The sequence below is a fragment of the Micromonospora sp. S4605 genome, from assembly GCF_003176715.1.
Lineage (GTDB): Bacteria > Actinomycetota > Actinomycetes > Mycobacteriales > Micromonosporaceae > Micromonospora > Micromonospora echinaurantiaca.
This window is the reverse complement of sequence record NZ_QGSW01000138.1, coordinates 16679-39025: the sequence shown is the minus strand read 5'-3', so window position 1 is coordinate 39025 and position 22347 is coordinate 16679. Positions and strand designations below refer to the sequence as shown.

At 73.2% G+C, this 22347-nt stretch carries 16 protein-coding genes; 9 read left to right on the top strand and 7 right to left on the bottom strand.

All coding sequences use genetic code 11. The features are described 5' to 3' along the window. Positions 1-341: 341 nt before the first annotated feature. The gene (locus tag DLJ47_RS09610) at positions 342-1547 is read right to left on the bottom strand and encodes an epoxide hydrolase family protein (protein ID WP_109899704.1); all 1206 of its coding nucleotides are present in this window, start codon (positions 1545-1547) and stop codon (positions 342-344) included. Positions 1548-1989: 442 nt separating this feature from the next. On the opposite strand from DLJ47_RS09610, the gene DLJ47_RS09605 reads away from it, so the two are divergent. Continuing rightward, positions 1990-4779: a helix-turn-helix transcriptional regulator gene (locus DLJ47_RS09605; RefSeq protein ID WP_233257743.1), complete on the top strand. Its 2790-nt coding sequence runs from the start codon at positions 1990-1992 to the stop codon at positions 4777-4779. A gap of 55 nt (positions 4780-4834) precedes the next feature. Here DLJ47_RS09605 and DLJ47_RS09600 read toward each other — a convergent pair whose 3' ends face one another. Next, positions 4835-10300, bottom strand: a complete 5466-nt coding sequence (locus tag DLJ47_RS09600) for an ATP-binding protein (protein ID WP_109899702.1) — start codon at positions 10298-10300, stop codon at positions 4835-4837. Between the two features lie 412 nt (positions 10301-10712). Here DLJ47_RS09600 and DLJ47_RS09595 point away from each other — a divergent pair, with 412 nt between their 5' ends. The 3 genes from DLJ47_RS09595 to DLJ47_RS09585 are packed head-to-tail and all read left to right on the top strand — an operon-like array spanning position 10713 to position 13566. Then, the gene (locus DLJ47_RS09595; RefSeq protein WP_109899701.1) at positions 10713-11654 is read left to right on the top strand and encodes an ABC transporter ATP-binding protein; all 942 of its coding nucleotides are present in this window, start codon (positions 10713-10715) and stop codon (positions 11652-11654) included. Beyond that, on the top strand, positions 11651-12460 hold the full coding sequence (locus DLJ47_RS09590) for a hypothetical protein (RefSeq protein WP_109899700.1): 810 nt from the start codon (positions 11651-11653) through the stop codon (positions 12458-12460). The genes DLJ47_RS09595 and DLJ47_RS09590 overlap by 4 nt, the downstream gene beginning before the upstream one ends. After that, a complete protein-coding gene (locus tag DLJ47_RS09585) occupies positions 12457-13566 on the top strand; it encodes an FAD-dependent oxidoreductase (RefSeq protein WP_109899699.1) in 1110 nt (369 codons plus the stop codon). The genes DLJ47_RS09590 and DLJ47_RS09585 overlap by 4 nt, the downstream gene beginning before the upstream one ends. 69 nt (positions 13567-13635) lie before the next feature. Here DLJ47_RS09585 and DLJ47_RS09580 read toward each other — a convergent pair whose 3' ends face one another. Further along, a complete protein-coding gene (locus tag DLJ47_RS09580; RefSeq protein ID WP_109899698.1) occupies positions 13636-14466 on the bottom strand; it encodes an alpha/beta fold hydrolase in 831 nt (276 codons plus the stop codon). A gap of 117 nt (positions 14467-14583) precedes the next feature. On the opposite strand from DLJ47_RS09580, the gene DLJ47_RS09575 reads away from it, so the two are divergent. Continuing rightward, the gene (locus DLJ47_RS09575; protein WP_109899697.1) at positions 14584-15561 is read left to right on the top strand and encodes a sigma-70 family RNA polymerase sigma factor; all 978 of its coding nucleotides are present in this window, start codon (positions 14584-14586) and stop codon (positions 15559-15561) included. Here DLJ47_RS09575 and DLJ47_RS09570 read toward each other — a convergent pair. Continuing rightward, complete coding sequence (locus tag DLJ47_RS09570; protein WP_199235767.1) at positions 15475-15834, bottom strand: STAS domain-containing protein; 360 nt, start codon at positions 15832-15834, stop codon at positions 15475-15477. The two genes, DLJ47_RS09575 and DLJ47_RS09570, sit on opposite strands and share 87 nt — an antisense overlap. A 79-nt stretch (positions 15835-15913) precedes the next feature. Here DLJ47_RS09570 and DLJ47_RS09565 point away from each other — a divergent pair, with 79 nt between their 5' ends. After that, a complete protein-coding gene (locus tag DLJ47_RS09565; RefSeq protein WP_158289803.1) occupies positions 15914-17158 on the top strand; it encodes an FAD-binding oxidoreductase in 1245 nt (414 codons plus the stop codon). A 54-nt stretch (positions 17159-17212) separates the two neighbouring features. Here DLJ47_RS09565 and DLJ47_RS09560 read toward each other — a convergent pair whose 3' ends face one another. Then, a complete protein-coding gene (locus tag DLJ47_RS09560; protein WP_109899706.1) occupies positions 17213-18253 on the bottom strand; it encodes a sodium:calcium antiporter in 1041 nt (346 codons plus the stop codon). Positions 18254-18405: 152 nt separating this feature from the next. Between DLJ47_RS09560 and DLJ47_RS09555 the strand changes: the two genes are divergently transcribed. After that, a complete protein-coding gene (locus DLJ47_RS09555) occupies positions 18406-19488 on the top strand; it encodes a glycoside hydrolase family 19 protein (RefSeq protein ID WP_109899694.1) in 1083 nt (360 codons plus the stop codon). Positions 19489-19506: 18 nt separating this feature from the next. On the opposite strand, the gene DLJ47_RS37465 is transcribed toward DLJ47_RS09555, so the two are convergent. Continuing rightward, a complete protein-coding gene (locus DLJ47_RS37465; protein WP_255562298.1) occupies positions 19507-19638 on the bottom strand; it encodes a hypothetical protein in 132 nt (43 codons plus the stop codon). A gap of 145 nt (positions 19639-19783) precedes the next feature. On the opposite strand from DLJ47_RS37465, the gene DLJ47_RS09550 reads away from it, so the two are divergent. Further along, positions 19784-20215: an SAM-dependent methyltransferase gene (locus tag DLJ47_RS09550; RefSeq protein WP_109899693.1), complete on the top strand. Its 432-nt coding sequence runs from the start codon at positions 19784-19786 to the stop codon at positions 20213-20215. A gap of 84 nt (positions 20216-20299) precedes the next feature. Continuing rightward, on the top strand, positions 20300-20695 hold the full coding sequence (locus tag DLJ47_RS09545; RefSeq protein WP_109899692.1) for an MmcQ/YjbR family DNA-binding protein: 396 nt from the start codon (positions 20300-20302) through the stop codon (positions 20693-20695). A gap of 177 nt (positions 20696-20872) precedes the next feature. On the opposite strand, the gene DLJ47_RS09540 is transcribed toward DLJ47_RS09545, so the two are convergent. Beyond that, positions 20873-22216 (bottom strand): glycoside hydrolase family 18 protein, encoded by a 1344-nt coding sequence (locus DLJ47_RS09540; protein WP_109899691.1) that lies wholly within the window; start codon positions 22214-22216, stop codon positions 20873-20875. Between the last annotated feature and the right edge of the window lie 131 nt (positions 22217-22347).

Genomic DNA, 22347 nt, shown 5'->3' with positions numbered 1-22347 from the left:
CCGCAACCCCCCCCCGTCGTCGGGCGTCCCCGGCCCGCCCCACCGCGCTGACCCATCCGACATCGGCCCCCCGCGCCGTCCCGGCGGTCCCGAGCCGGGCGAACCCGGCCGGGACCGCCCCGCCAGTCGCGGCGGTGTACCCCACCCGGCCGGGCCCAACCGTCGCCGGTCAGGCCCTCGCGCGGGGGCCGATGCCGAGCATCGGACATCGGCGGTGGATCGGGCGGGGCTCGCTCGCGATTCCCGACGCCAGTGCGGCTCGGGGCGGCCGAGTGGCGCACAGTCGAGCCACCCGGCCGCCCCGCGGGTCAGCGGCTGTTCAGACGTCCGGACACGGTCGGCTAGCGCAGCGACCGGAAGCCCGCGCGGACCTCCGCCACCAACGCCTGCGGCTGCTCCCAGGCCGCGAAGTGCCCGCCCTTCTCGAGCCGGTTGTAGTGGACCAGCTTGGGGTACGCCTGCTGCGCCCAGCTCTTCGGCGCCTGGTAGAGCTCGTCGGGGAAGACGCTCACCGCGACCGGGATCGTGGTGCCCTTGACGCCGAAGAACGAGAACCTGTTCTCCGCGTACAGCCGCGCCGCGGAGACCCCCGAGTTCGTCAGCCAGAAATGGGTGATGTTGTCGAGGACGTCGTCGCGCGTCAGGCCCTCGGGCACGCCGGCGAACGACCGGGAGATCAGCGCCAGGCTCGCCGCGTCATGGTCGAGCATCCACGCGGCCAGGAAGACGGGCGAGTCCGCCAACCCGGTCAGCGTCTGCGGGCGAGCCGCCATCTGAAGGGCGTACGTGACGTGCTTCCACACGAAGTCGAGCTGCTCGCACGCCTTCCGCTCCTCGTCGGAGAGGCCGGCGGGCAGATTCTCCAGCGCGTTGGCCGCCCCGATGATGTTCTTCTGGAACAGGTTGTCGATCTCCGCCGGGATCACGCCGGCCATGTTGGTGTGGATGCCGAGCAGCCCCTCGGGCGCCTCCGCGGCCATCAGATCCACCACGATCGCGCCCCAGTCGCCGCCCTGCGCCACGAACCGGTCGTAGCCGAGGCGCTTCATCAGGGTCACCCAGGCGCGACCGATGCGGTCCGGGCCCCAGCCGGTCGTCGTCGGTTTGCCCGAGTACCCGTAGCCGGGCATCGAGGGGATCACCACGTGGAAGGCGTCCTCGGCGCGGCCGCCGTGCGCCGTCGGGTCGGTCAGCGGCTCAATGATCTTGAGCTGCTCGATGATCGAACCCGGCCAGCCGTGCGCGACGATGAGCGGCATGGCGTTCTCGTGCTTCGAACGCACGTGGACGAAGTGGATGTCCAGCCCGTCGATCTCGGTGAGGAAGTGCGGCAGGGAGTTCAGCCGCGCCTCGACCTTGCGCCAGTCGTACTCCTCGACCCAGTAGCGCGCGAGCTTCTTCATCGTGGCGAGCTGCGGGCCCTGCGACTGGTCGTCGACGGTCTCCTTCTCGGGCCAGCGGGTGGCCAGGATCCGCGTGCGCAGATCCTCGAGATCCGCCTCGGGGACCTCGACCCTGAACGGCCGCACGTCAGGTGTGGCAGACATGTGGTTCCTTTGCTGTGCGTCATGGGGGCAGAGATGGGCGTTTCGCCCTCTGTCGGATGAACGGCATGCACCGGTCGCCCCGGCCATCGGGCCGCTACGGCCGCCGGCCGATCCCTCGTCGCCCGTCGGTGACCCTGTGTCACCGGCCCGTCCACGATCGCCGAGGCGCGTGTGCCTCGCCCCAGGGAAACCCCCGGGTCTGGCCCCCGGGCCGGACCCGGGAGGTGTCGCGCCGGACCCGTCTGGTCGTGTCACGTGCGTCTGCGGACGCCTGCCACCTGTGACAGGGGAAAGAGCCGAAAGAACGGGCACCGCGCGGACAGGGGGCGGACCGGATCGCCCCCGTTGAGGGTTGCCCAGGTGAACCGCCCCGATTTGACTACCATGACCGTATTGGCCGAACGGCCTACCGGTGGTGGACCAGGAAGATCGACTCATGGGGGTGCCCGCCATCGACACGCGGGTCGAACTGCGGGGACGGGCCCCTGAGCTGGCCGCGCTGGAGCGGGTGCTGGCCACGGCGCGGGCGGGTGACAGCGCGGTCCTGGTTCTGCGCGGTGAGGCAGGGATCGGCAAGACCGCGTTGCTGGACCACGCGGCCGGTCGGGCCGTCGGGTTCCGTACGGCTGGCGTCGCCGGCATCGAGTCGGAGATGGGGCTGCCGTTCGCGGGCCTGCATCAGCTCTGCGCGCCCATGCTGGGTCAGCTTCACGAGCTGCCTGGACCGCAGCGCGACGCGTTGTCCGTCGCGCTCGGACTGCGCGAGGGCGCGGCGCCCGATCGATTCCTGGTCGGCCTGGCGGTGCTCAGTCTGCTGGCCTGCGTCGCCGAGGATCAGCCGCTGGCCTGCTTCGTCGACGACGCGCAGTGGCTGGATGAGGGATCCATACAGGTGCTGGCGTTCGTCGCCCGGCGGTTGATGGCCGAGCCGGTGGCCCTGATCTTCGCGCTGCGGGAGCCCGATGACGACCGCAGGCTGGCCGGCCTGCCGGAGCTGGTCGTCGAGGGCCTGAGCGAGCCCGACGCGCGTGCGCTGCTGGCTGCGGCCGTCCGCGCGCCGCTCGACCCGCTGGTGCGGGATCGGATCGTCGCCGAGGCGCACGGCAACCCGATGGCCCTGCTGCATCTGCCACGCGCCCTCGCACCCGCTGAGCTGGCGGGCGGATACGGGCTTCGCGGCAGCCGTTCGCTGGCGAGCCACGTCGAAAGCGCCATCTTCCAGCACTTCCTGTCCCTGCCTCCCGACAGTCAGCGGCTTCTGCTGACCGCTGCGGCTGAGCCGACCGGCGACGGGGCCCTGCTGTGGCGCGCAGCCGGCCTGCAGGAGATCCCGGTGGACGCCGCGGCGCCGGCCGAGAGTGAAGGACTGGTCGAGTTCGGTGCCAGGGTGCGGTTCCACCACCCGCTGGTGCGCTCTGCCGTCTACCAGCGGACGCCCCCGCCCGACCGCCGGGCGGCGCACCGGGCGTTGGCACAGGCCACCGATGCCCACCTTGATCCCGACCGCCGGGCGTGGCATCGCGCTCAGGCCGCCACCGGGCCCGATGAGAGCGTGGCCGTCGACCTGGAAAGGTCGGCCGACCGGGCGCAGGGCAGAGGCGGAGCGGCGGCGGCGGCCGCGTTCCTGCGGCGTGCGGCGGAGCTGACGCCCGATCCCGCGCGGCGCGTCACCCGGGCACTGGCAGCCGCTGAGCTCGACATCGACGCCGGCGGGGCGGGGCAGGCCGACAGCCTGCTGGCCGTCGCGGAGGCCGGCCCCCTCGACGACCTGCAGCGCGCCCGCCTCGAGCGGTTGCGAGCCCGACTGGTGTTCGCCCAGCTACGTCGTGCCGACGCACCGCGGCTTCTGCTCGACGCCGCACGCCGGCTCGCGCCTCTCGATGGCGCCCTCGCCCGGGACACCCTGCTGGAGGCGGTGGGTGCGGCGATCTTCGCCGGCCGGCTGAATGATGGGCCCGGCCAGCGGGAGGTGGCCGAGGCGGTGCGTGCCGGACCGTCCCCGCCGTCGCCGCCGCGGGCGGTCGACGTCCTGCTGGACGGCATGGCCGGCCTGATCATCGATCGCTGCGCGCCAGCCGTCGACGCTCTCCGGCGTGCCCTGGACCTCGTGCGGCAGGAGCAGAAGTCCGGCGCGACGAACGCGGACAGGCGCTGGCTGTGGCTGGCGTTCCGGGTGATACCCGAGCCGCTCGCACCGGAGTTGTGGGACGACGACGCGTGGCACGAGATGGCGACCGACGCGGTCCGCATCGCCCGCGAGTCGGGTGCGCTCTCCGTGCTTCCGATGGCGCTGACCTACCAGGCGGCCTTTCACGTGCACGCCGGCGGATTCGATACCGCGGCGGCTCTGATCGACGAGGCGACAGCGATCTCGGAGGCGGCCGGCGGCGTGCCGATGATGTACACGTCACTGGTGCTCGGTGCCTGGCGTGGACAGGAATCCCAGGCACGGGACCTGATCCGGACCACCATCGACGAGGTGACGGTCCGGGGTGAGGGACGCGTGCTCAGCCTCGCCGAGTACGCGACCGCTGTGCTGTACAACGGCCTCGGTCGCTACGACGTCGCGCTGGCCGCCGCGACCCGCGCCTGCCAGTACGAGGATCTCGGATTCTTCGGGTGGGCACTGGCCGAGCTGATCGAGGCGGCCGTCCGCAGCGGACAGCCGGAGGTTGCCGCGGCGGCGCTGGACAAGCTCACCGAACGCACGAGCGCGAGTGGAACCGCGTGGGCCCTGGGCGTGGCGGCCTGCTCGCGCGCGCTACTGGGCGACGACCGGGATGCCGATGCGCTCTACCGGGAGGCGATCGAGCATCTCGGACGCTGCCGCGTCGTCGTCCAGCTGGCCCGCGCCCGGCTGCTGTACGGCGAGTGGCTGCGCCGCCGCAACCACCGCCAGGAAAGCCGTACGCAGCTCCGAGCCGCCTACGACGCCTTCAGCCGGCTCGGCGCCGACGGTTTCGCCGAGCGCGCCCGCCGGGAGCTCGGGGCGACCGGAGAAACCGTACGCAGGCGGACGGCCGGCACCCTCACCGCCCTCACCAGCCAGGAGGCCCAGATCGCCAGGCTGGCCAGAGAGGGGCACACCAACCAGGAGATAGCGGCTCAGTTGTTCATCAGCCCCCGCACGGTCGAGTGGCACCTCGGCAAGGTGTTCACCAAGCTCGGAGTCAGCTCACGTCGGCAGCTCCGCACCCTGCGCGCCGCCCCGGAAGCGCCGTCGACGGGGTGACCGGCGAGCGGACGACCCATCGGGCTTCCGGGGGCGGCGGCGTGGACAGAGCGGGTCAACGAAGGTGTGCCTCGATGGCCTCGATGACCCGCGGACGGAGTTCGGCCGCCCGGATCACCGCGTCGACCGAGCCGACCTCGACCGCGCGCTGGATGCTGTGCACCCGGTCGAACTCCGTGGCCACCTCGCCGAGCTTCTCCGCCCGTACCGACGCGCGGAGCTCGTCGAGTTCGGCGGTCAGCGCGGCCCGGTCCGCGCCGGTGGCGGCCGCGGCCCGGGCTTCCAGGTCCCGTACCCGCGGGTCAGCCGCGGTGCGGGCGTCGACGTCACCGGCGAAGACCACCGCGGCGGCGGGCGCGCCACCGAGCACCGACGCGAACGAGCCCTCCAGCGCCAGCACGGTCATGTTCGGGTTCAGCGCCTTCGAGAACACCACGAACGCCCCGCCGTGGTACCGCGAGATCACGCAGAACACGATGGGCCCGCGGAAGTTCACGATCGCGCGGCCGATCTCGGCGCCGTACTCCAGTTGCAGCTTGCGCATCGACTCGGGCGAGCCGTCGAAGCCGGACAGGTTCGCCAGCACCACCAGCGGCCGGTTGCCGCTGGCCGCGTTGATCGCCCGCGCGGCCTTCTTCGACGAGCGGGGGAACAGCGTGCCGGCGGTGTAGGTGTCCGGGCCGTCGGTGGGCGGGAAGCCCCGGCGGGGCACCGACCGCGACTCGATGCCGAGCAGGCACACCGGGATGCCGCCGAGGTGCACGTCCTGCACCACCGCGGTCTCCGCGTCGGCCATGCCGGCCCAGCGTTCCAGCACCGGGTGGTCCTGGTCGGCGAGCGCCCGCATCACGGTGCGGATGTCGAACGGCTTCTTGCGGTCCGGGTTGGCGGTGGCGGAGAAGATCTCGCCCACCGTGGTGAAGTCGCTGCCGGCCACGGTGTGCGGGAAGTCGGAGATGTCCCGGTCGGTGGGGTCGGTGGTGGTCGCCCGCCGCGGCGCGTCCTCGCCGGGTGCGACGTACGTGTGGTCGTAGTGCGCCATCAGCACGTCCCGCGCGGCGGGCAGGCTCGGCGCCCAGTACTGCGCCTGCCCGTTGGGGCCCATCACCCGGTCGTAGCCGCCGATGCCGAAGTTGTCCTCGGCCGACACACCGCCGGAGAAGTCCAACGACTGCTTGCCGGTGAGCACCATCGCCGAGTCCGGCGTCATCACCAGGACGCCCTTGGTGTGCATGAGCATCGTCGCCTCGGCGTTCCAGTACGGCTGGGCACCGACGTTGATCCCCGCGACCACGATGTTGATCTCGCCGCCGGCCTGGGTGAACTCGACGATCCGCTTGAGCGCCGCGGCCACCCAGTCCATGTTCTCGGTGCCCGAGGTCATCGAGATCCGGGCGCCGGCGGAGAGCGCGTACCACTCCAGTGGCACGCCCATCCGCTCGGCCAGGTCCAGCGCGGCGATCACCCGGCGGCACTCCGGCTCGGAGAGCGCGCCCAGCGACTTCGTCGGGTCGCCGAGCAGCACGACCCGGGTGACGCCGTGCGGGTGCCGCGGGGTCGGCGTGGTGACCACACCGGCGACGATCGCCGCCGTGTTGCGCCCCCTGGGTCGGTCGACGGGCACCAGCGCGTGGTCGTCGTCGAGGTCGTGCTCGACGAAGTCGCCGAGCAGCCCGGTCAGCTCGTACGGGTACACCGTGTTGCGGCTGGCCGCCCGCAGCACCTTCAGCCGGTAGTCGTCGAGCGGCTCGACCGGGTCGACCGGCGGTTCGCCGATGGTCAGCTTGGCGCCGCCGGTGGCGTCGAAGGAGATCCGTACCGCCATCTTGGTCAGCTCGCCGGTCGTCCGGTCGCGCTGGCGCGCGATGAACAGGATCTCCTCCAGGCGGGCGCCCCCGGTCGTCGGGCGCACGCGCCCGGCGATCATCTCCATCTCCTCGCGGGTGAGCTCGCTCGGCGGCCAGACGTAGATCACGATCCGGTTGGTGTTGAACCGCGACTTCGACGAGCGCCGCGACTGGGCGCGGCGGATCGAGTCGAGGCAGGCGGCCACGGTGTCCTCGGTCGTCGGCAGCGCGACCAGCCGGCCGTCGTGATCGCGCAGCTCGGTCAGGTCACGCACCTGCGCGAACGCGATCAGCCGCTCGTCCGACGGGTTCTCCCGGGCCACGCACCGGAAGAGGTAGACCTCCTCGTCCGCCGATGGCAGCCGGGTCAGGTCGAACCTGTGCAGCCGCTCCAGCTGCATCCGCCGCGCGATGTAGGGGTGCAGGCCGCGGATCAGCCGCTCCTCGGCCATCCCGGCGCCCGACGGGCGGAACGTGAAGTGATGGTGCATCACCGCTCCGCCGCGACCGGCGACGGTGGTGGTGACCCGGCGGACCTGCGGCGGCAGCGGGTGCGCGTTGATGACCTCGAGCAACTCGGCCACCGTCGCGTCGAAGTCCTCCGGCTGGCTCTCCCAGGCGAGGTAGATGTCGGCGTCGATGGCCTCCTCACCGCTGGCCAGTTCGGCGAGCCCGCGCAGCGCGCCGCCCAGCGCGTCGAAGCGCACCGCGGCGGAGACCACGCACGAGTCGGCGCGCTCGGCGACCACGAAGGTGCACCCGGCGACCCGGTGGGTGCCGACCCGGGTCAGCCCCTTGTTGCCGTAGTAGCGCCGGGTCAGCACCTCGAGCATCACCGCGTTGTCGAGGTGGTCGCGCACCAGCCGCTGGCCGAGCAGCCGGACCAGCGGCTCGGTGCTGCGGACCATCTCGGCGACGCGCTCGGCGCGGTCCGGCGCGTCCGGGTACGCGTCCAGGTGGCGCAGGTGCCGGCGGACCTCCGCGTAGACGCGGGCGCGGTTGCGGCGCAGCAGCGGCTGGGCGAACCAGGCGAACACCACGCCGCGGGCGAGGTCGGCGACCACGGGGAAACGGACCTGCGTGGCCGCCACCAGCCGCTCCAGCGCGAGGCCCGCCGGCTCACGCAGCGTCTCGTCCGGCGGGGACTCCCGCAGCCACGCGCGCAGCAGCGCCGCGACGACCGTGGCGTCGGCGGACGCGCGCTGCTGGGCGAGGAAGATCCGGAACACGGCGGCTTCCAGCTCGGGGCTGCGCTCCAGGTCCGTGACACCGTAGTGCCCGAGCGCCTTGGCGAGCTTGGCCTGGAACGAACTCGGCAGTCCGGCCCGCTCGACGTCGAGGCTCTGCAGGTAGGTGTGGAAGTACTCGCGGGCGCTGTGCACGTGGGCTTCCCCGCCGCCGTCCTCGCCGGTGGGCCGGTTGCGGCTCAGCTCGGCGAGGTCGACGAAGGCGGTGACGAGGTCGAGTTCCTCGGCCAGCGGCCGGTGGCCGTCCGCCATCTCCACCTGTCGCGCGGCGAGGTAGTCGTCGAGCACCCGACGGTCGTCGTGCGGGTCGACGTCGAAGCCGAGCAGCAGCCCGCGCAGGTCCTCCCGGCCCCGCGCGGCACGCTGCCGCACCGGCACCGCGCCGTTCGCGGCCGGCAGGTCCAGCTCGACGGACGCGGCGGCCGGGGCGTCCGCGGCCTCCTCGGCCGCCTCGGCCAGCGGTTCCAACCGCAGCAACGGCGCGCCGGCCTCCACCTGGCTGCCCACGGAGACGGCGCACTCCTTCAGCCGCGCCTTGAACGGCGCCCGCAGCACCGTCTCCATCTTCATGGCCTCCAGCACCAGCACCGGTGCGCCCGCCTCCACCTCGGCGCCGACCTCCAGCGGGGTGGCGACGACCAGCGCCGGCATCGGCGAGCGGACCACACCGCCCTCGTCGCGGCTGATCCGGTGCGTCACGCCGTCCACCTCGACCAGGTGGATCGGCCCGTGCGTCCCGGTGAGCAGGCGGTACCGGGCGCCGTTGACGGCGATCTGCCCGGTGTGCCGGTCGAAGCGGTCCAGCTCGACGTCGGCGGTGCGGACGGTCCCGCCCACCTCGATGCCGACCCGGAACCGGTGCGCCCCGACCCGCGCCACCCGCATGCGGTAACCGACACCGCGCAGCTTGAGGTCGAGCGGTCGGCCACTGGCGTGCCGCACCTGCGGGCGTCCGCCGGACGCCGTCGACAGCAGCCGCTGCCGCTCGACGCGTTCCTCCTCCTCGTACGCCTCGATGGCGGCGGCGGCCAGCGCGACGGCGGAGTGCCGGTGCGCGACCAGCCGGCCGGCGCCGCGGACCCGGTCGATCCAGCCGGTGTCCGCGCTCGCGTCGATGACCTCGGGCTGGTCGAGCAGGTCGAGCACGAAGCTCTTGTTGGTCGCGCCACCCTCGATGATCACCGTGGTGTTCGCCATCGCCCGGCGCAGCCGGCCGAGCGCCTCGTCGCGGTCCCGGCCGTAGGCGATGATCTTCGCGATCATCGAGTCGAAGTCGGCCGGGATGGTGTCGCCCTCGCTGACGCCGGTGTCCACCCGAATGCCCGGCCCGGCCGGCAGGTCCAGCCGGGCGATCCGGCCCGGGGACGGCGCGAAGTCACGGTCCGGGTCCTCGGCGTTCAGCCGGGCCTCGATGGCGTGCCCGCGCTCCGCCGGCGGCTCGCCGTCGAGCCGCCCGCCCGCGGCGACGTGCAGCTGCGCCTTGACCAGGTCGAACCCGGTGGTCGCCTCGGTGATCGGGTGCTCGACCTGCAGCCGCGTGTTGACCTCGAGGAACGCGAACAGCCGGTCGCCCGGGTGGTAGAGGAACTCGACGGTCGCCGCGCCCCGGTAACCGACCGCGACGGCCAGCCGCTCGGCCGACGCCTTCAGCTCGGCGGCCTGCGCCGGGCTGAGCACCGGCGACGCCGACTCCTCGATGACCTTCTGGTTGCGCCGCTGCACCGAGCAGTCGCGGACCCCGAGCGCCCACGCCGTGCCCTGGCCGTCCGCGATGACCTGCACCTCGACGTGCCGGGCGCCGGTGACCAGGCGCTCCAGGAACACCACGCCGCTGCCGAACGCCCGCGCCGCCTCCTGGCTGGTGCGCTCGTACGCGTCGGCCAGCTCGGCGGAGTTGCCGACCACGCGGATGCCGCGCCCGCCGCCGCCGGCGGTCGCCTTCAGCATCAGTGGGTAGCCGATCTCGTCGGCCGACGCCAGGGCGGCGTCCAGGGTCTCGACCGCGCCCCGGCTCCACGGCGCGACCGGCACGCCGACCTCCTCGGCGATCAGCTTCGCGCCGATCTTGTCACCGAGCTTGCGCATCGCCTCGGGGCTCGGCCCGACGAAGGTGACGCCGACCTTCTCGCACAGCTCCGCGAACGCCGGGTCCTCCGCGACGAAGCCCCAGCCGACCCACGCGGCGTCGGCCCCGGTCTCCACCAGCGCGCGCTCCAGCGCCTTCAGGTCCAGGTACGGGCGGGCGGACGCGGGACCGAGGTCGTAGGCGGTGTCGGCCTCCCGCACGAACGTGGCGGTGCGGTCGACGTCGGTGTACAGGGCGACGGTCTCGATCCGGACTCCGGTCTCCGCGGCCAGCTCCCGGACGGCGTGGATGAGCCGCATCGCGGCCTCACCACGGTTGACGATGGCGACACGGCTGAACACCCGACCGACCCCTCCGGTAGACCCACGATGTACGCGCCACGAGGCCCCCCGCCTCCGGCATTGGTCACCTTTCCGCCTGCCGGCGGGCCGCGCCATGTCGTAACCGCCGAACCCTACGCGGCACCGTTTGTAGGAACTGAACAAAACTTTTTGGCGCCCACACTTCGGGCTCGCACTGGTGCTAAGGGCGGCGGCCAGCGCGGTTCGCCGGCCGGGCGGCATCGGGCCGGCGGGACCGGCCGGGCGAACGGCCGGTTTGCCCCCGCCGAGCCAGGGCGTCCTGCCTCCCACCACCCGACTCGCGGTCAATATCTATTGACTTTCGATAGTTAGCACGTGATAGTCGATGCATGATCGCAGGGCAGGGTGGCGTCACCGCGGCGGTTCCGCGGCCCCCGTGGGGAGGACGCCGATGATCGAGGTCCGTGGGCTCACGAAGCGCTACGGCGACGTCCTGGCCGTCGACGACCTGAGCTTCGTCGTCGAGCCGGGGAAGGTCACCGGGTTCCTCGGCCCGAACGGGGCGGGGAAGTCCACCACGATGCGGATGGTGCTCGGCCTCGACCGACCCACCGCCGGCCGGGCCCTGGTGAACGGCCGGGCGTTCGCGACCCTCGGCGAGCCGCTCCGGGAGGTCGGTGCGCTGCTGGATCCCGGCGCCGTGCACCCCGGCCGCACCGGACGCAGCCACCTCCGGGTGGCCGCGCGGGCGAACGGCATCCCGGAACGCCGGGTCGCGGAGGTGATCGAGCAGGTCGGCCTCGGCGGCGCGGCCCGCCGCCGGATCAAGGGCTACTCGCTGGGCATGCGCCAGCGGCTCGGGATCGCCGCGGCGCTCCTCGCCGACCCTCGCGTGCTGCTGTTCGACGAGCCGATGAACGGGCTGGACCTGGACGGCATCCGCTGGATCCGCGGGCTGCTGCGCGAACTCGCCGATCAGCAGCGCACCGTGCTGGTCTCCAGCCATCTGTTGAGCGAGATGCAGCAGACCGCCGACCGGCTGATCGTCATCGGTCGGGGCCGCCTGATCGCCGACGCGACGACCGAGGACATCCTGCGTGGACTGGGACAGGTCGAGGTACGCGTCCGCAGCACGCAGGCGGACGCGCTGCTCACCCGGCTCCGGGAACGCGGCCTCACCGTCCGGCGGGTCGAGGCGGACGAGCTGCGGGTGGAGGGCGGCACCGCGGTGCAGGTCGGCGAGGTCGCCAACTCCTGCCACCTCCCGCTGCACCACCTCTCCGAGGTCCAGCAGTCCCTGGAGCACGCGTACCTCGAACTGACCGGCAACCACGTCGAGTACCACGGCCGCCAGCGGACGGCGGTCCGGGTGAGCACGGAGGGGGAGCGGTGACCGCTTCGTCGACCATTCCCGTCCAGCGCCCTGCGGCCGCCGAGCCCGCCACCGGGCGCCTGTTCGCGCGTACCTGCGCCGCCGAGTGGACCCGGCTGTGGACGGTCAAGGCCACCTGGTGGTTCCTGGCCGCGGCCGCCACCGCGACGGTGGGGATCGGCACGATCGCCGGCTTCGAGGCCGCCGCGAGCCCCGATCCGCCGCAGGGGGAACCGGCCTGGGCCATCTCGGCGATCACCGCCATGCCGGCGCAGTTCGCCCTGCTCGCGCTCACCCTGACCGCTGTCACCGCCGAGTACGCCACCGGCGGGATCGTGCCGACCCTGCAGTGGACGCCACGCCGCGGTGTCCTTCTCGTCGTCCGTACCGTCGTCACCGCCGGCGCCGCCACGGTCGCCGGGGTGCTGCTCGCGCTCGCCTCCGCCCTGGCTGCCTTCACCGCGGCCCGGCCGGCCCTCCGCCTGCCGGTGGGCGACGGCGTCGAGGTGCTGGCCACCGTCGCCTTCGTCCTCGCGGCCGGCACCGTCATCGCCGTCGGGCTCGGCTTCCTGCTGCGCAACACGGCCGGCGCCCTGGTCGCGGTGTTCCTGCTGATGCTGGTGCTGCCGCTGCTGCTACCCCAGTTCGGCTACGAGTGGATGTCCGCGCTGGCCGACGTCCTGCCCGGGACGGGCGCGGCGTTCCTCCTGCTCGGCCGAGTGCCGGGGATGACGACGTCGTCGTCGGTGCTGGTCCTGCTGGCCTGGGCCGCCGGCGCGCTCCTGCTCGGCGGGTTGCGGCTGATCCGCGACGACGCGAACCGATGACCGTGGACGTGCTGGTGGTCGGGGCCGGGCTGGCCGGGCTGCACACGGCCACGCAACTCGCGCGGGCCGGCCACGAGGTGCTGCTGGTGGAACGGCGATCCACGCTCACCGGCGCGATCCGCACCACGGGGATCTTCGTCCGGCGTACGCTCGACGACTTCGCGTTGCCGCCCGGGTGCCTCGGGCCACCCATCCGACGCGTGGTGCTCTACCCGCCGGGGCTGCGCCGGCCGGTGACCCTGGTCAGTGACCGTGACGAGTACCAGGTGGCCGACATGGCCGCGCTGTACGTGGCGGCGGCCCGCGCCGCCGCTGACGCCGGCGTGCGGATCCTGCTCGGCACCCGCTACGACGGACGGCGGGGCGACTGCGTCCTGCTGGTCGGTCCGGACGGCCCGACCCGGGTCCGGGCGCGGTTCGTCGTCGGCGCCGACGGCGCCCGCTCGCGGGTGGCCCGGGACCTCGCCCTGGACCGCAACAATCATTTGCTGGTCGGTGCCGAGGAGGTCTTCGCGATCCCCGCCGGCGGCGCGGCGCCAGCGTTCCACTGCGTGCTCGACCCGTCGCTCGCGCCCGGCTACCTGGCCTGGGTCGTCAACGACGGCCGGCACGCCCACGTCGGCGTGGCCGGCTACGCCGACCGCTTCCCGGACGGTCTCCGGCGGGCCCTGCAGCGGTTCCGCGCCGGGGCGCCCGGGCTGCCCGGCGTCGACCGTCCCGAGCAGGTCGAGCGGCGCGGCGGCCCGATCCCGGTCGGCGGTGTGCTGCGCCGGATCAGCTGCGCCGACGGGCTGCTCGTGGGGGACGCCGCGGGTGCCGTCTCGCCCCTCACCGCCGGCGGCCTCGACCCGTGCCTGCGACTGTCCGAGCTCGCCGCCGCCGTCCTCGACGAGGCCCTGCGGACGGGTCGGCCGGACGCGTTGACCCGGTACGACGGGGCCGCCCTGCGGGCCCGCTTCCGTGGCCGGCTGACCCTGCGCCGGGGGCTGGCCCAGGTGCGTACGCCCGCCGTCGCGGCGGCGGCGTTCACGCTGCTGCGGACGCCCATCGGTCGGGCCGCGGCCGGCCGCGTCCTGTTCGGCGACGGCTCCTTCCCCGACCCCTGATTCCTCGGGACGGCCGACGGCCCGGCGGTCGACCAGGCGACCGCCGGGCGTGCCGACCCCGTCGGTGTCTCAGTTCGCCTCGTTCAGGAAGGCGAGCGTGACGGCGGCGAAGAGCGGGGAGTCGGCGAGGTTGTAGTGGGTCAGCCCGGGCAGGATGGCCAGGGCGTGGCCGCCCTTCGGCCGGCCCTCGCCCGCCCAGCCGCCGTCGCGCAGCCCGCCGTCGAGCAGGTTGAAGACCTCGACGTAGTGGCTCGGCGGCGCCATGTCGGCGTCGGCGGCGACCACCAGGGTCGGCACCCGCAGGCCGCGCACCTCCTCGGTGAAGTCGAAGTCCTTCGCCATCGCCGCACCGATCTTGTCCAGCAGACGGGGGAAGTCCTCGGGGCGCGGCGCGACCCGCTGGTACAGCTCGTACATCGGGGTGTCCTTCATGAACTCGGCGGCCGCCCCGGTGACCTGGCCCTGCTGCTGGAGCATCTCCGGGTAGATGGCGCTGCGGCGGATGTTCGCCGACGCCGAGACCACCCGGCCCACCTTCTCCGGGTGCCGGATCGCGACCTGGAGCGCCACGCCGCCACCGAGGGAGAAGCCGACGACGTCCGGCTTGTCCAGGCCGAGGTGGTCGATGAGGGCGGCCACGTCGTCGGCCATCAGCGTCACGTCCAGCGGCCGGTCGATGTCGGCGGTACGGCCGTGCCCCTGCAGGTCGACCGCGACGACCTGGTGGTGCTCGGCCAGCGTCGGCAGGATGGGCCCGAACATCTCACCCGAGCCGAGGCCGCCGTGCAGCAGGATCATCGGGCGGCCCGTCCCGTGCGTCTCGTAGTACAGGTGGACGCCGTTGACGTCGGCGTACTGCCCGGCGGTGGTGGTCTCGGCGCTCCACTGCGTGGTGGTCATGACGTGCTCCTCGTCTGCTGTCCGTGCTGAAGTGACGCCTGGTAGACCAGACCGGGACCGTGGACTCATCGGCGCGGGGGAGATGAATTCCTCCGCCGGGCGGCTACGGTTGTCCGGGTGAGCGATGTGGCGACGAGCGCACCGATCGAAGCGCACCTGGAGGCGTACCGGCCGGAGCTGACCGGCTACTGCTACCGGATGCTGGGCTCCGCCTTCGAGGCCGAGGACGCCGTGCAGGACACGTTCGTCCGGGCCTGGCGCGGCTTCGACCGCTTCGAGGGGCGGGCGGCGCTGCGCACCTGGCTGTACCGGATCGCGACGAACGTCTGCCTGAGCATGCTCTCCAGCACCCAACGTCGGGTCCGACCGATGGACCTCGGCCCCGCCGGGTCCGGTTTGGCCACCCACCCGGGCGAGCCGCGCCCCGAGGAGATCTGGGTGGGCCCGGTGCCGGACGAGCGGGTCCTGCCCGAGGGCAGCGACCCGGCGGAGGTGGTCGCCGGGCGTGAGTCGGTCCGGTTGGCGTTCGTCGCGGCGCTGCAGCACCTGCCGCCGCGGCAGCGGGCCGTGCTCATCCTGCGCGAGGTGCTGGCCTGGTCGGCCCAGGAGGTGGCCACCCTGCTCGACACCTCGGTGGCGAGCGTCAACAGCGCGCTCCAGCGGGCCCGCGCCACCCTCGCGAGCGCCGACGTCAGCGCCGACGTCCACCGGCCGATGGACGACGAGCAGCGGTCGCTGCTCACCCGCTACGTGCGGGCCTTCGAGGCGTACGACCTGGAAGCGCTCACCACCCTGCTGCACGAGGACGCGACGCTGTCGATGCCGCCGCTGCCGCTGTGGCTGCGCGGCCACGCCGACATCCTCGCCTGGATGTCCGGCACCGGCAGCGGCTGCCGCGGGTCCCGCCTGGTGCCGGTGGTGGCGAACGGCATGCCGGCGTTCGGGCAGTACCGGCCCAGCCTCGACGGCGCCGGGCACGATCCGTGGGCGCTGATCGTGCTGGAGCTCTCAGCCGGGCGGATCGCCGCGGTCAACAACTTCCTCGACACCGCCCGCCTGTTCCCGCTGTTCGGCCTGCCGGACCGGCTCGAATAGCGCGTCGGTCAGGCCGAACAGGCCGGCGAGCTCGCGCAGACCCGCGCCGGCGCCGCTGACCACGAGCCGCCAACCGTGCCGTCGCGCGGTCAGCCGCAGCCGGGCCAGCGCCTCGATGGTGACCAGGTCGGGGCGGGTCACGCCGGTCACGTCGCAGATCACCACGCCACGATCCCGGCCCCGCAGCACGTCGGCCAGGTCGGTGCAGAGGACGGGCAGGTCCGCGCGGGTCACCGCGGCACCGACGGCGAACCGGATCGTGGAGGTGCTCATCCGGGTAGGACCGCCGGGCGCCGGGAAAGTCATCGCTGTCGCGGCGATGACTCCGCGAGGACCCTCTGGTCTGACCGGCATGACGATTCAGCAGACACTGCGCATCGACGGCCGCGTCCTCCTGCCCGGCGACGGGGGTTACGACGACCACCGCAAGGCGCTCAATCCGGCGCTCGACCCCCGGCCCGCCGTCGTGGTCCGGGCCGCCGGCACCGCCGACGTACGCCGGGCGGTGCTGGCCGCGCGGCGCCACGCGCTGCCCTTCGCGGTCCAGGCCACCGGCCACGGGACGCACGTGGCGCACGACGGCGCGCTGCTGCTCCACACCGGCGCGATGGCGGCGGTCGTGGTCGACCCGGGCCGCCGGATCGCCCGCGTCGGCCCCGGCGCCCGCTGGGGCGACGTGCTGCGGGCCGCCGCGCCGTTCGGGCTCGCACCGCTCTCCGGTTCCTCGCCCGACGTGGGGGTGACCGGCTACACCCTGGGCGGCGGCCTGGGCTGGCTGGCCCGGGCGCACGGCCTGGCAGCCGACAGCGTGCTGCGCGCACAGCTCGTCACAGCCGACGGCACGCTGCGGACGGTCAGCGCCGACCACGACCCCGACCTGTTCTGGGCGCTGTGTGGGGGCGGCGGCTCGTTCGGCGTGGTCACCGCGCTCGAGTTCCGCCTCTACCCGGTCACCCGGGTGTACGCCGGCGCGCTCACCTTCGGGCGGGACCGGGCCGCCGAGACGCTCGGCTACTACCGGCGGTGGATCGAGCGGGTGCCGGACGCGCTCAGCTCAGCGGTGCTGCTCACCCGCGACGGGTCGCTCGTGCTCAAGGCCATGTACGCCGGTGACCCCGACCGGGGCCGCGCGCTGCTGGAACCGCTGCGCACGGTCGCCGGACCGGTCCTCGACGACGGCATGCGGGTCGTCGACTACGCCCACGCGGCGATGGGCGGGACCTTCGCGCGTACCTTCGACCAGGTCCGTACGCTCGACGACGACCTCCTCGCCGCACTGCTGGACGAGCCGGACAGCACGGTCGAGATCCGCCACTGGGGCGGTCGCATCGCCCGCGACTCCGGCGCCGCCGCCCACCGGGACGCGCCGCTGTCGATCGTCCTCGACACCGTGGCGTCGGCGCGGACCGCGGCGGCGCTGGACCGCTGCGGGATCGGCAGCGGCTTCCTCAACTTCCTCCACGACCCGTCCCGGATGTCGTCGGCCTTCACCGCCGGGAACTGGGCGGCGCTGCGCCGGATCAAGGCGGCGAACGACCCGGACAACGTCTTCGGCGCCGGCCTCGCCGTCCCGCCCGCCGTGCTGACCGCCGCCTAGATTGGGCTGCCCGCTCGGCACCGGCCCGCCGTGCCCGCGCCCGCGGCCGCGCCGTCAGAGCGCGAGGACGAGGATCATGGTGGCGTAGCTCACCAGCAGCAGGATCCCTTCGAAGCCGAGCCGGCCCCATCCGCAGGTCTGGCGGATGAGCAGGCCACCGAGCAGCGTGGCGGTCATGAAGAGGCTGGTGGTCGTGGCGAGCAGTTCGGCAGCGCCAGCGCTGTGGTAGATCGATCCCTGCCGGTAGGCCACGTCGCCGGCCACCAGGGTGAGCACGTCGAGGATGTTGCCGCCGAGCACGGCGGCGATGGCGAGGGTGACCGCGCCCCGGCGCACGGCGGCGATGGCGGTGACGGTCTCCGGCAGCGCGTTGACGATGCCCATGAGCACCGCCCCGACGAACCCGGCGGTGAGGCCGGTGACGTCGACGATGCTCTCGGCGGCCAGCGCCACGACCCAGCCGCCGGCGGCGACCAGGAGCCCGACGACGGCGAACCGGCTCCACAGCCAACCGGGCGATCGGCGGTTCAGGGGGTTCTCGTTGTGCGGGACGTCGGGTCGGGTCTCCGCGGTGGCGATCGCCTGCCACATCGGTTGTGCCCCGGCGCGGCGGATGAGCACCAGCCCGCCGACGTAGGCGGCGACGAGGACGGCCGACATCGGGTCCACCCCGGCGATGGTGGTCTCCGGGACGTAGCTGGCCAGCAGCGCGAGGGCGAGCAGCGCGATGAGCAGACAGCCCGAGAGCAGGTTCGACACGGACGCGGCGGCGTGTTCGAGATTCGCCCGTCGGTGGAAGGCGTCGGCGACGGCGACCGCCGTGGTCTGCGCGGCGATCCCACCCACGGCGTTGCTGTAGCCGAGGCTGGCCTCGCCGCTGCCGGCGGCGACGATGGTCATGATGACGCCCGACAGCCCGGTGACGAGGCCGAAGAACACCACCCCGAACAGGGCCTCGCCCCAGCCGGTGCGGTCGGCCAGGGCGTCGCCGAGGCCGGCCAGGCGGATGCTCCCCGCGACGGTGACGACCCCGGCCAGGACGAACACACCGGCACTCCAGGGCAGGGGCCAGGGCAGAGCGGTCACGTCCGGCACCGGCCGGTGGTTCCCCGAACCGCGCCGGTGATGCACCGGCACCCAGAACGGGTCATGCCAGCAATAGTAAGGTTTGTGAACAGAAAATGTTACAGTCACTCCCGTCGATGGAGGACCGGCCATCGGCCCGTCTCACCCGAAGGAGTGGTCAGATGCTCAGACTGCGCGCCCTGGTCGCGCTCGCGGCACTCGCTGTCGCCGGCGGACTGGTGGCGATCATCCCGTCGACCGCCGCGTCGGCCGCCGCCTGCGCGGCCCCCTGGCAGTCCTCGGCCGTCTACACCGGCGGCGCCCAGGTCTCCCACAACGGCCGCAACTACCAGGCGAAGTGGTGGACCCAGAACGAGGCACCACCGGGCACCACCGGGGTCTGGCAGGACCTCGGCGCGTGCGGCGGCGGCAGCACGCCGCCGCCCACCGGCAGCTGCAGCTACCCGAACTGGGTCGCCGGCACCTGGTACACCACCGGGGCCGTCGTGCGGTACACCAACGGCCTGTACTACATCGCCGAGCACGACAACCCGGGCTACGACCCCACCATCAGCACCTGGTACTGGGACCCCTACACCTGCGGCGGCACGCCGCCCACCAGCAGCCCCCCGCCCACCAACCCCGGCGGCTTCGTGGTCAGCGAGGCCCAGTTCAACCAGATGTTCCCGAGCCGCAACTCCTTCTACACGTACTCCGGGCTCGTCGCCGCGCTCAGCGCCTACCCGGCGTTCACGAAGACCGGCAGCGCCACCGTCCAGCGTCAGGAGGCCGCGGCGTTCCTGGCGAACGTGCACCACGAGACCGGCGGACTCGTCCACATCGTGGAGCAGAACAGCGCGAACTACCCGCACTACTGCGACTACAGCCAGCCGTACGGCTGCCCCGCCGGGCAGGCCGCCTACTACGGGCGCGGGCCGATCCAGCTGAGCTGGAACTTCAACTACAACGCCGCCGGCAACGCCCTCGGCCTGCCCCTGCTCACCAACCCCTGGCTGGTGCAGAACGACGCCGCGGTGGCCTGGAAGACCGCCATCTGGTACTGGATGACCCAGAACGGGCCCGGCACCATGACCGCCCACAACGCGATGGTCACCGGCGCCGGGTTCGGCGAGACCATCCGCAGCATCAACGGCTCGATCGAGTGCAACGGCGGCAACCCCGCCCAGGTGCAGAGCCGGGTCACCAGGTACCAGCAGTTCGTCGGCATCCTCGGCGTACCGGCCGGAGCCAACCTGTACTGCTGACCCCGAACCCGGGCCTCGTCACCCGCTCGCGCCGAGGGCGACGAGGCCCGGTGCGCGGGCGGCGCCGCTGATGGCGGGCGAGGCGGTCAGCTCGACGCCGCGGCCGAGCCGGCGGTGCTGGCTGGGGCTGACGCCGCGGACCCGCTTCAAGGCGGCGCTGAAGGCGACTCACTGGCGTAGCCGGCCCGACGGGCCACGGCGGCGAGCGTCACCGGCGGAGTACGAGGCGGAGCTGCGGCGCTGAGCCGGTGGCGGCGGGCTGCCCGCCGCCACCGGATCGCCTATCCTGTCGCCCGTGGCACGCCTGTCACCCCGTCTGGCCGCGATCGTGGACGCCCTTCCACTCCGGCCGCACTCCCGCGTCCTGGAGATCGGGTGCGGCCCCGGGGCGGCCGCGCGAGCGGTGGCCGCCCGGCTCACCACCGGCCACATCCTGGCCATCGACCGGTCCGCCAGCGCCGTCGACCAGGCGCGGGCCGCGGCGGTGGCCGAGATCGGCTCGGGCCGGATGAGCGTCCGGCAGGTAGCGGCCGAGGACTTCGTGCTGGAGCCGGGGGAGGAGCCGTACGAGATCGTGTTCGCCGTCCGGGTCGGCGCCCTGGACGGGCGGCACCCCGAGGCCGGTCGGCAGGTGCTGCGCCGGATCGCGATGGCGACCACCGCGGACGCCCGGCTCTTCGTCGACGGCGGCGATCCGCTGCGCGCGCTGGACATCCCGCGGCCCTGAGCCGACGACGGGCGCCGGGTCGACGTGGTCGGCGCGGCGGCTAACCTGTGCGCATGCGGGTTGCGACCTCTGGCGGCGACGTCGATGGCTGACGCGGACGACGTCCGTCGCCTGGCTCTCGCCCTGCCGCACGTGGTCGAGATCGACAGCGAGGGCTTCGACTTCCGGGTGGCCGACAAGGGCTTCGTCTGGTCCTATCCGGAGCGCAGGCCGGGTCGGCCGCGGGTCATCCGGACCGACATCGCGGTGCTGTACGTGGGCGACGAGGCGGAGAAGCAGGCCCTCCTGCTCGGCGAGCCGGAGCTGTTCTTCACCACGCCCGCCTACGACGGGTTGCCGCTGGTCATGGTGCGGTTGGCGCAGGTGAGCGTGGCCCGCCTGCACGAACTCGTCACCGACGCGTGGCGGATGCGCGCCCCCGACGCGCTGCACGGCGACCTCGACGACCGCGCCGACCCGTCCAGCGCGGCCCCGGCCTGAGCGATCCCGACCGGGGCGATCCCGGGCCGGACCGTCCACGGCCGTCCGGTCGACCGGACGGCGCGGCCCGCCGCCGAACGGACCACCGGTCCGCCGCCGGGCGATTCGGCGGCGGACCGGTGGGGGATCGTCGGATCGGGTGTGGCGGGAGTGCCGAGCGGCAGCCCCGAGGTACGGCTACCGGGTGGCGAGCCCCAGGCTGATCGTCCTGGTCAGCGTCGCGTTGTCGTCGTCGCCGTCCAGCGACCAGACCATCGCGCCGCCCAGGCCGGCCCGCCGGATGTACAGCGTCTTCTGCAGCACGACCGTCGGATCGTCGTACGTCCAGAAGGTCGTACCGTCGAACAGCCAGGCGTGCCCGGCACGCAGGTCGCGGTGGACCGCGTAGCCCTTGCCGGGCAGGGTCTTGAGCTGCTTGTAGTCCTCGAACCCGGCGGCGTGGGTGGCCGGGGCGGGCCCGGCGGCGGGCTGGAACAGGCCGTTGCCGCCGCCGGTGACGCCGGTCCAGCCCTGGCCGTAGTACGGGATGCCGAGGACCAGCTTGCCGCGCGGGGCGCCGCGGGCGATCCAGCCGTCGATGGCCACCTCGACGGAGAAGTCCGGGTTGTCCGGCGCTCCCGCCGGCACGCGCAGCGCCGACTGCTGGTTGGTCACCGTCTCCCAGGTGCCGTGGAAGTCGTACCCCTGCACGGTGGCGAAGTCCAGGTACCGGAAGATCTTGCGGCCCTCGTAACCGGCGTCCATCGCCGCCGGGTTCGCCGGCAGGAAGGCGGTCAGTTGGTAGTGCTTGCGGGTCTGCCGGCCGTACGCGTCGAGTTGCCGGCGGAATTCGGCGAGCAGCTTGGTGAAGTTCTCCCGGTCCTCCGGGCGGACCACGTTGCCCGGCTCGCCCGGCCAGTTCGGCCACTCCCAGTCCAGGTCGATGCCGTCGAACACCCCGGCGGCGGAACCGGGGCCGCCGCTGCCGCCGTCGAGGATCGGCAGGTTGCCCTTGAGGTAGAGGTCGATGCAGGAGGCGACGAACGCCTTGCGGGAGGCGTCGGTGCGGGCGGCGTTCGAGAAGTACGTCGACCAGCTCCAGCCGCCCAGTGAGATCATCACCTTCAGGTCGGGGTGTTTGGCCTTCAGCTTGGCCAGCTGGCCGAAGTTGCCGTTGAGCGGTTCGCCCCAGGCGTCGGCGGCGCCGTCGACGCTCTCCTCCGCCGGAACCGGGCGCTGGTAGTCGGCCCAGGCGTCACCCTCGCCCGGCCCACCGTCCACATAGCAGCGACCGTCCTCGCTGACGTTGCCGAAGGCGTAGTTGACGTGGGTGAGCCGGCTCGCCGCCCCGGAGGTGTCGAGCTTGCGGACCGGGAAGGCCCGACCGTAGATGCCCCACTGGGTGAAGTAGCCGACCCGGTGGTAGCCGGCGGAGTGTCGGCCGCCGTCACCCGCGCTCGCGGCGGTCGGCGGTGCGGCGGCGACCAGCACGGTCACCAGGGCGGCGAGGGCGGTGAGGCGGCGGTGACGGAATGGTCGCATCGGCACTCCCACGAGGACGGAGCGAGAAATTAGTTAAGAGACCTTTCTGATCGATGAAGCTAAGCGGATGGCCGCCGGTGGTCAAGGGCCCCCGGGCCGTCGGCGGCCGGCCGCACGGGGGATTGTGAGGC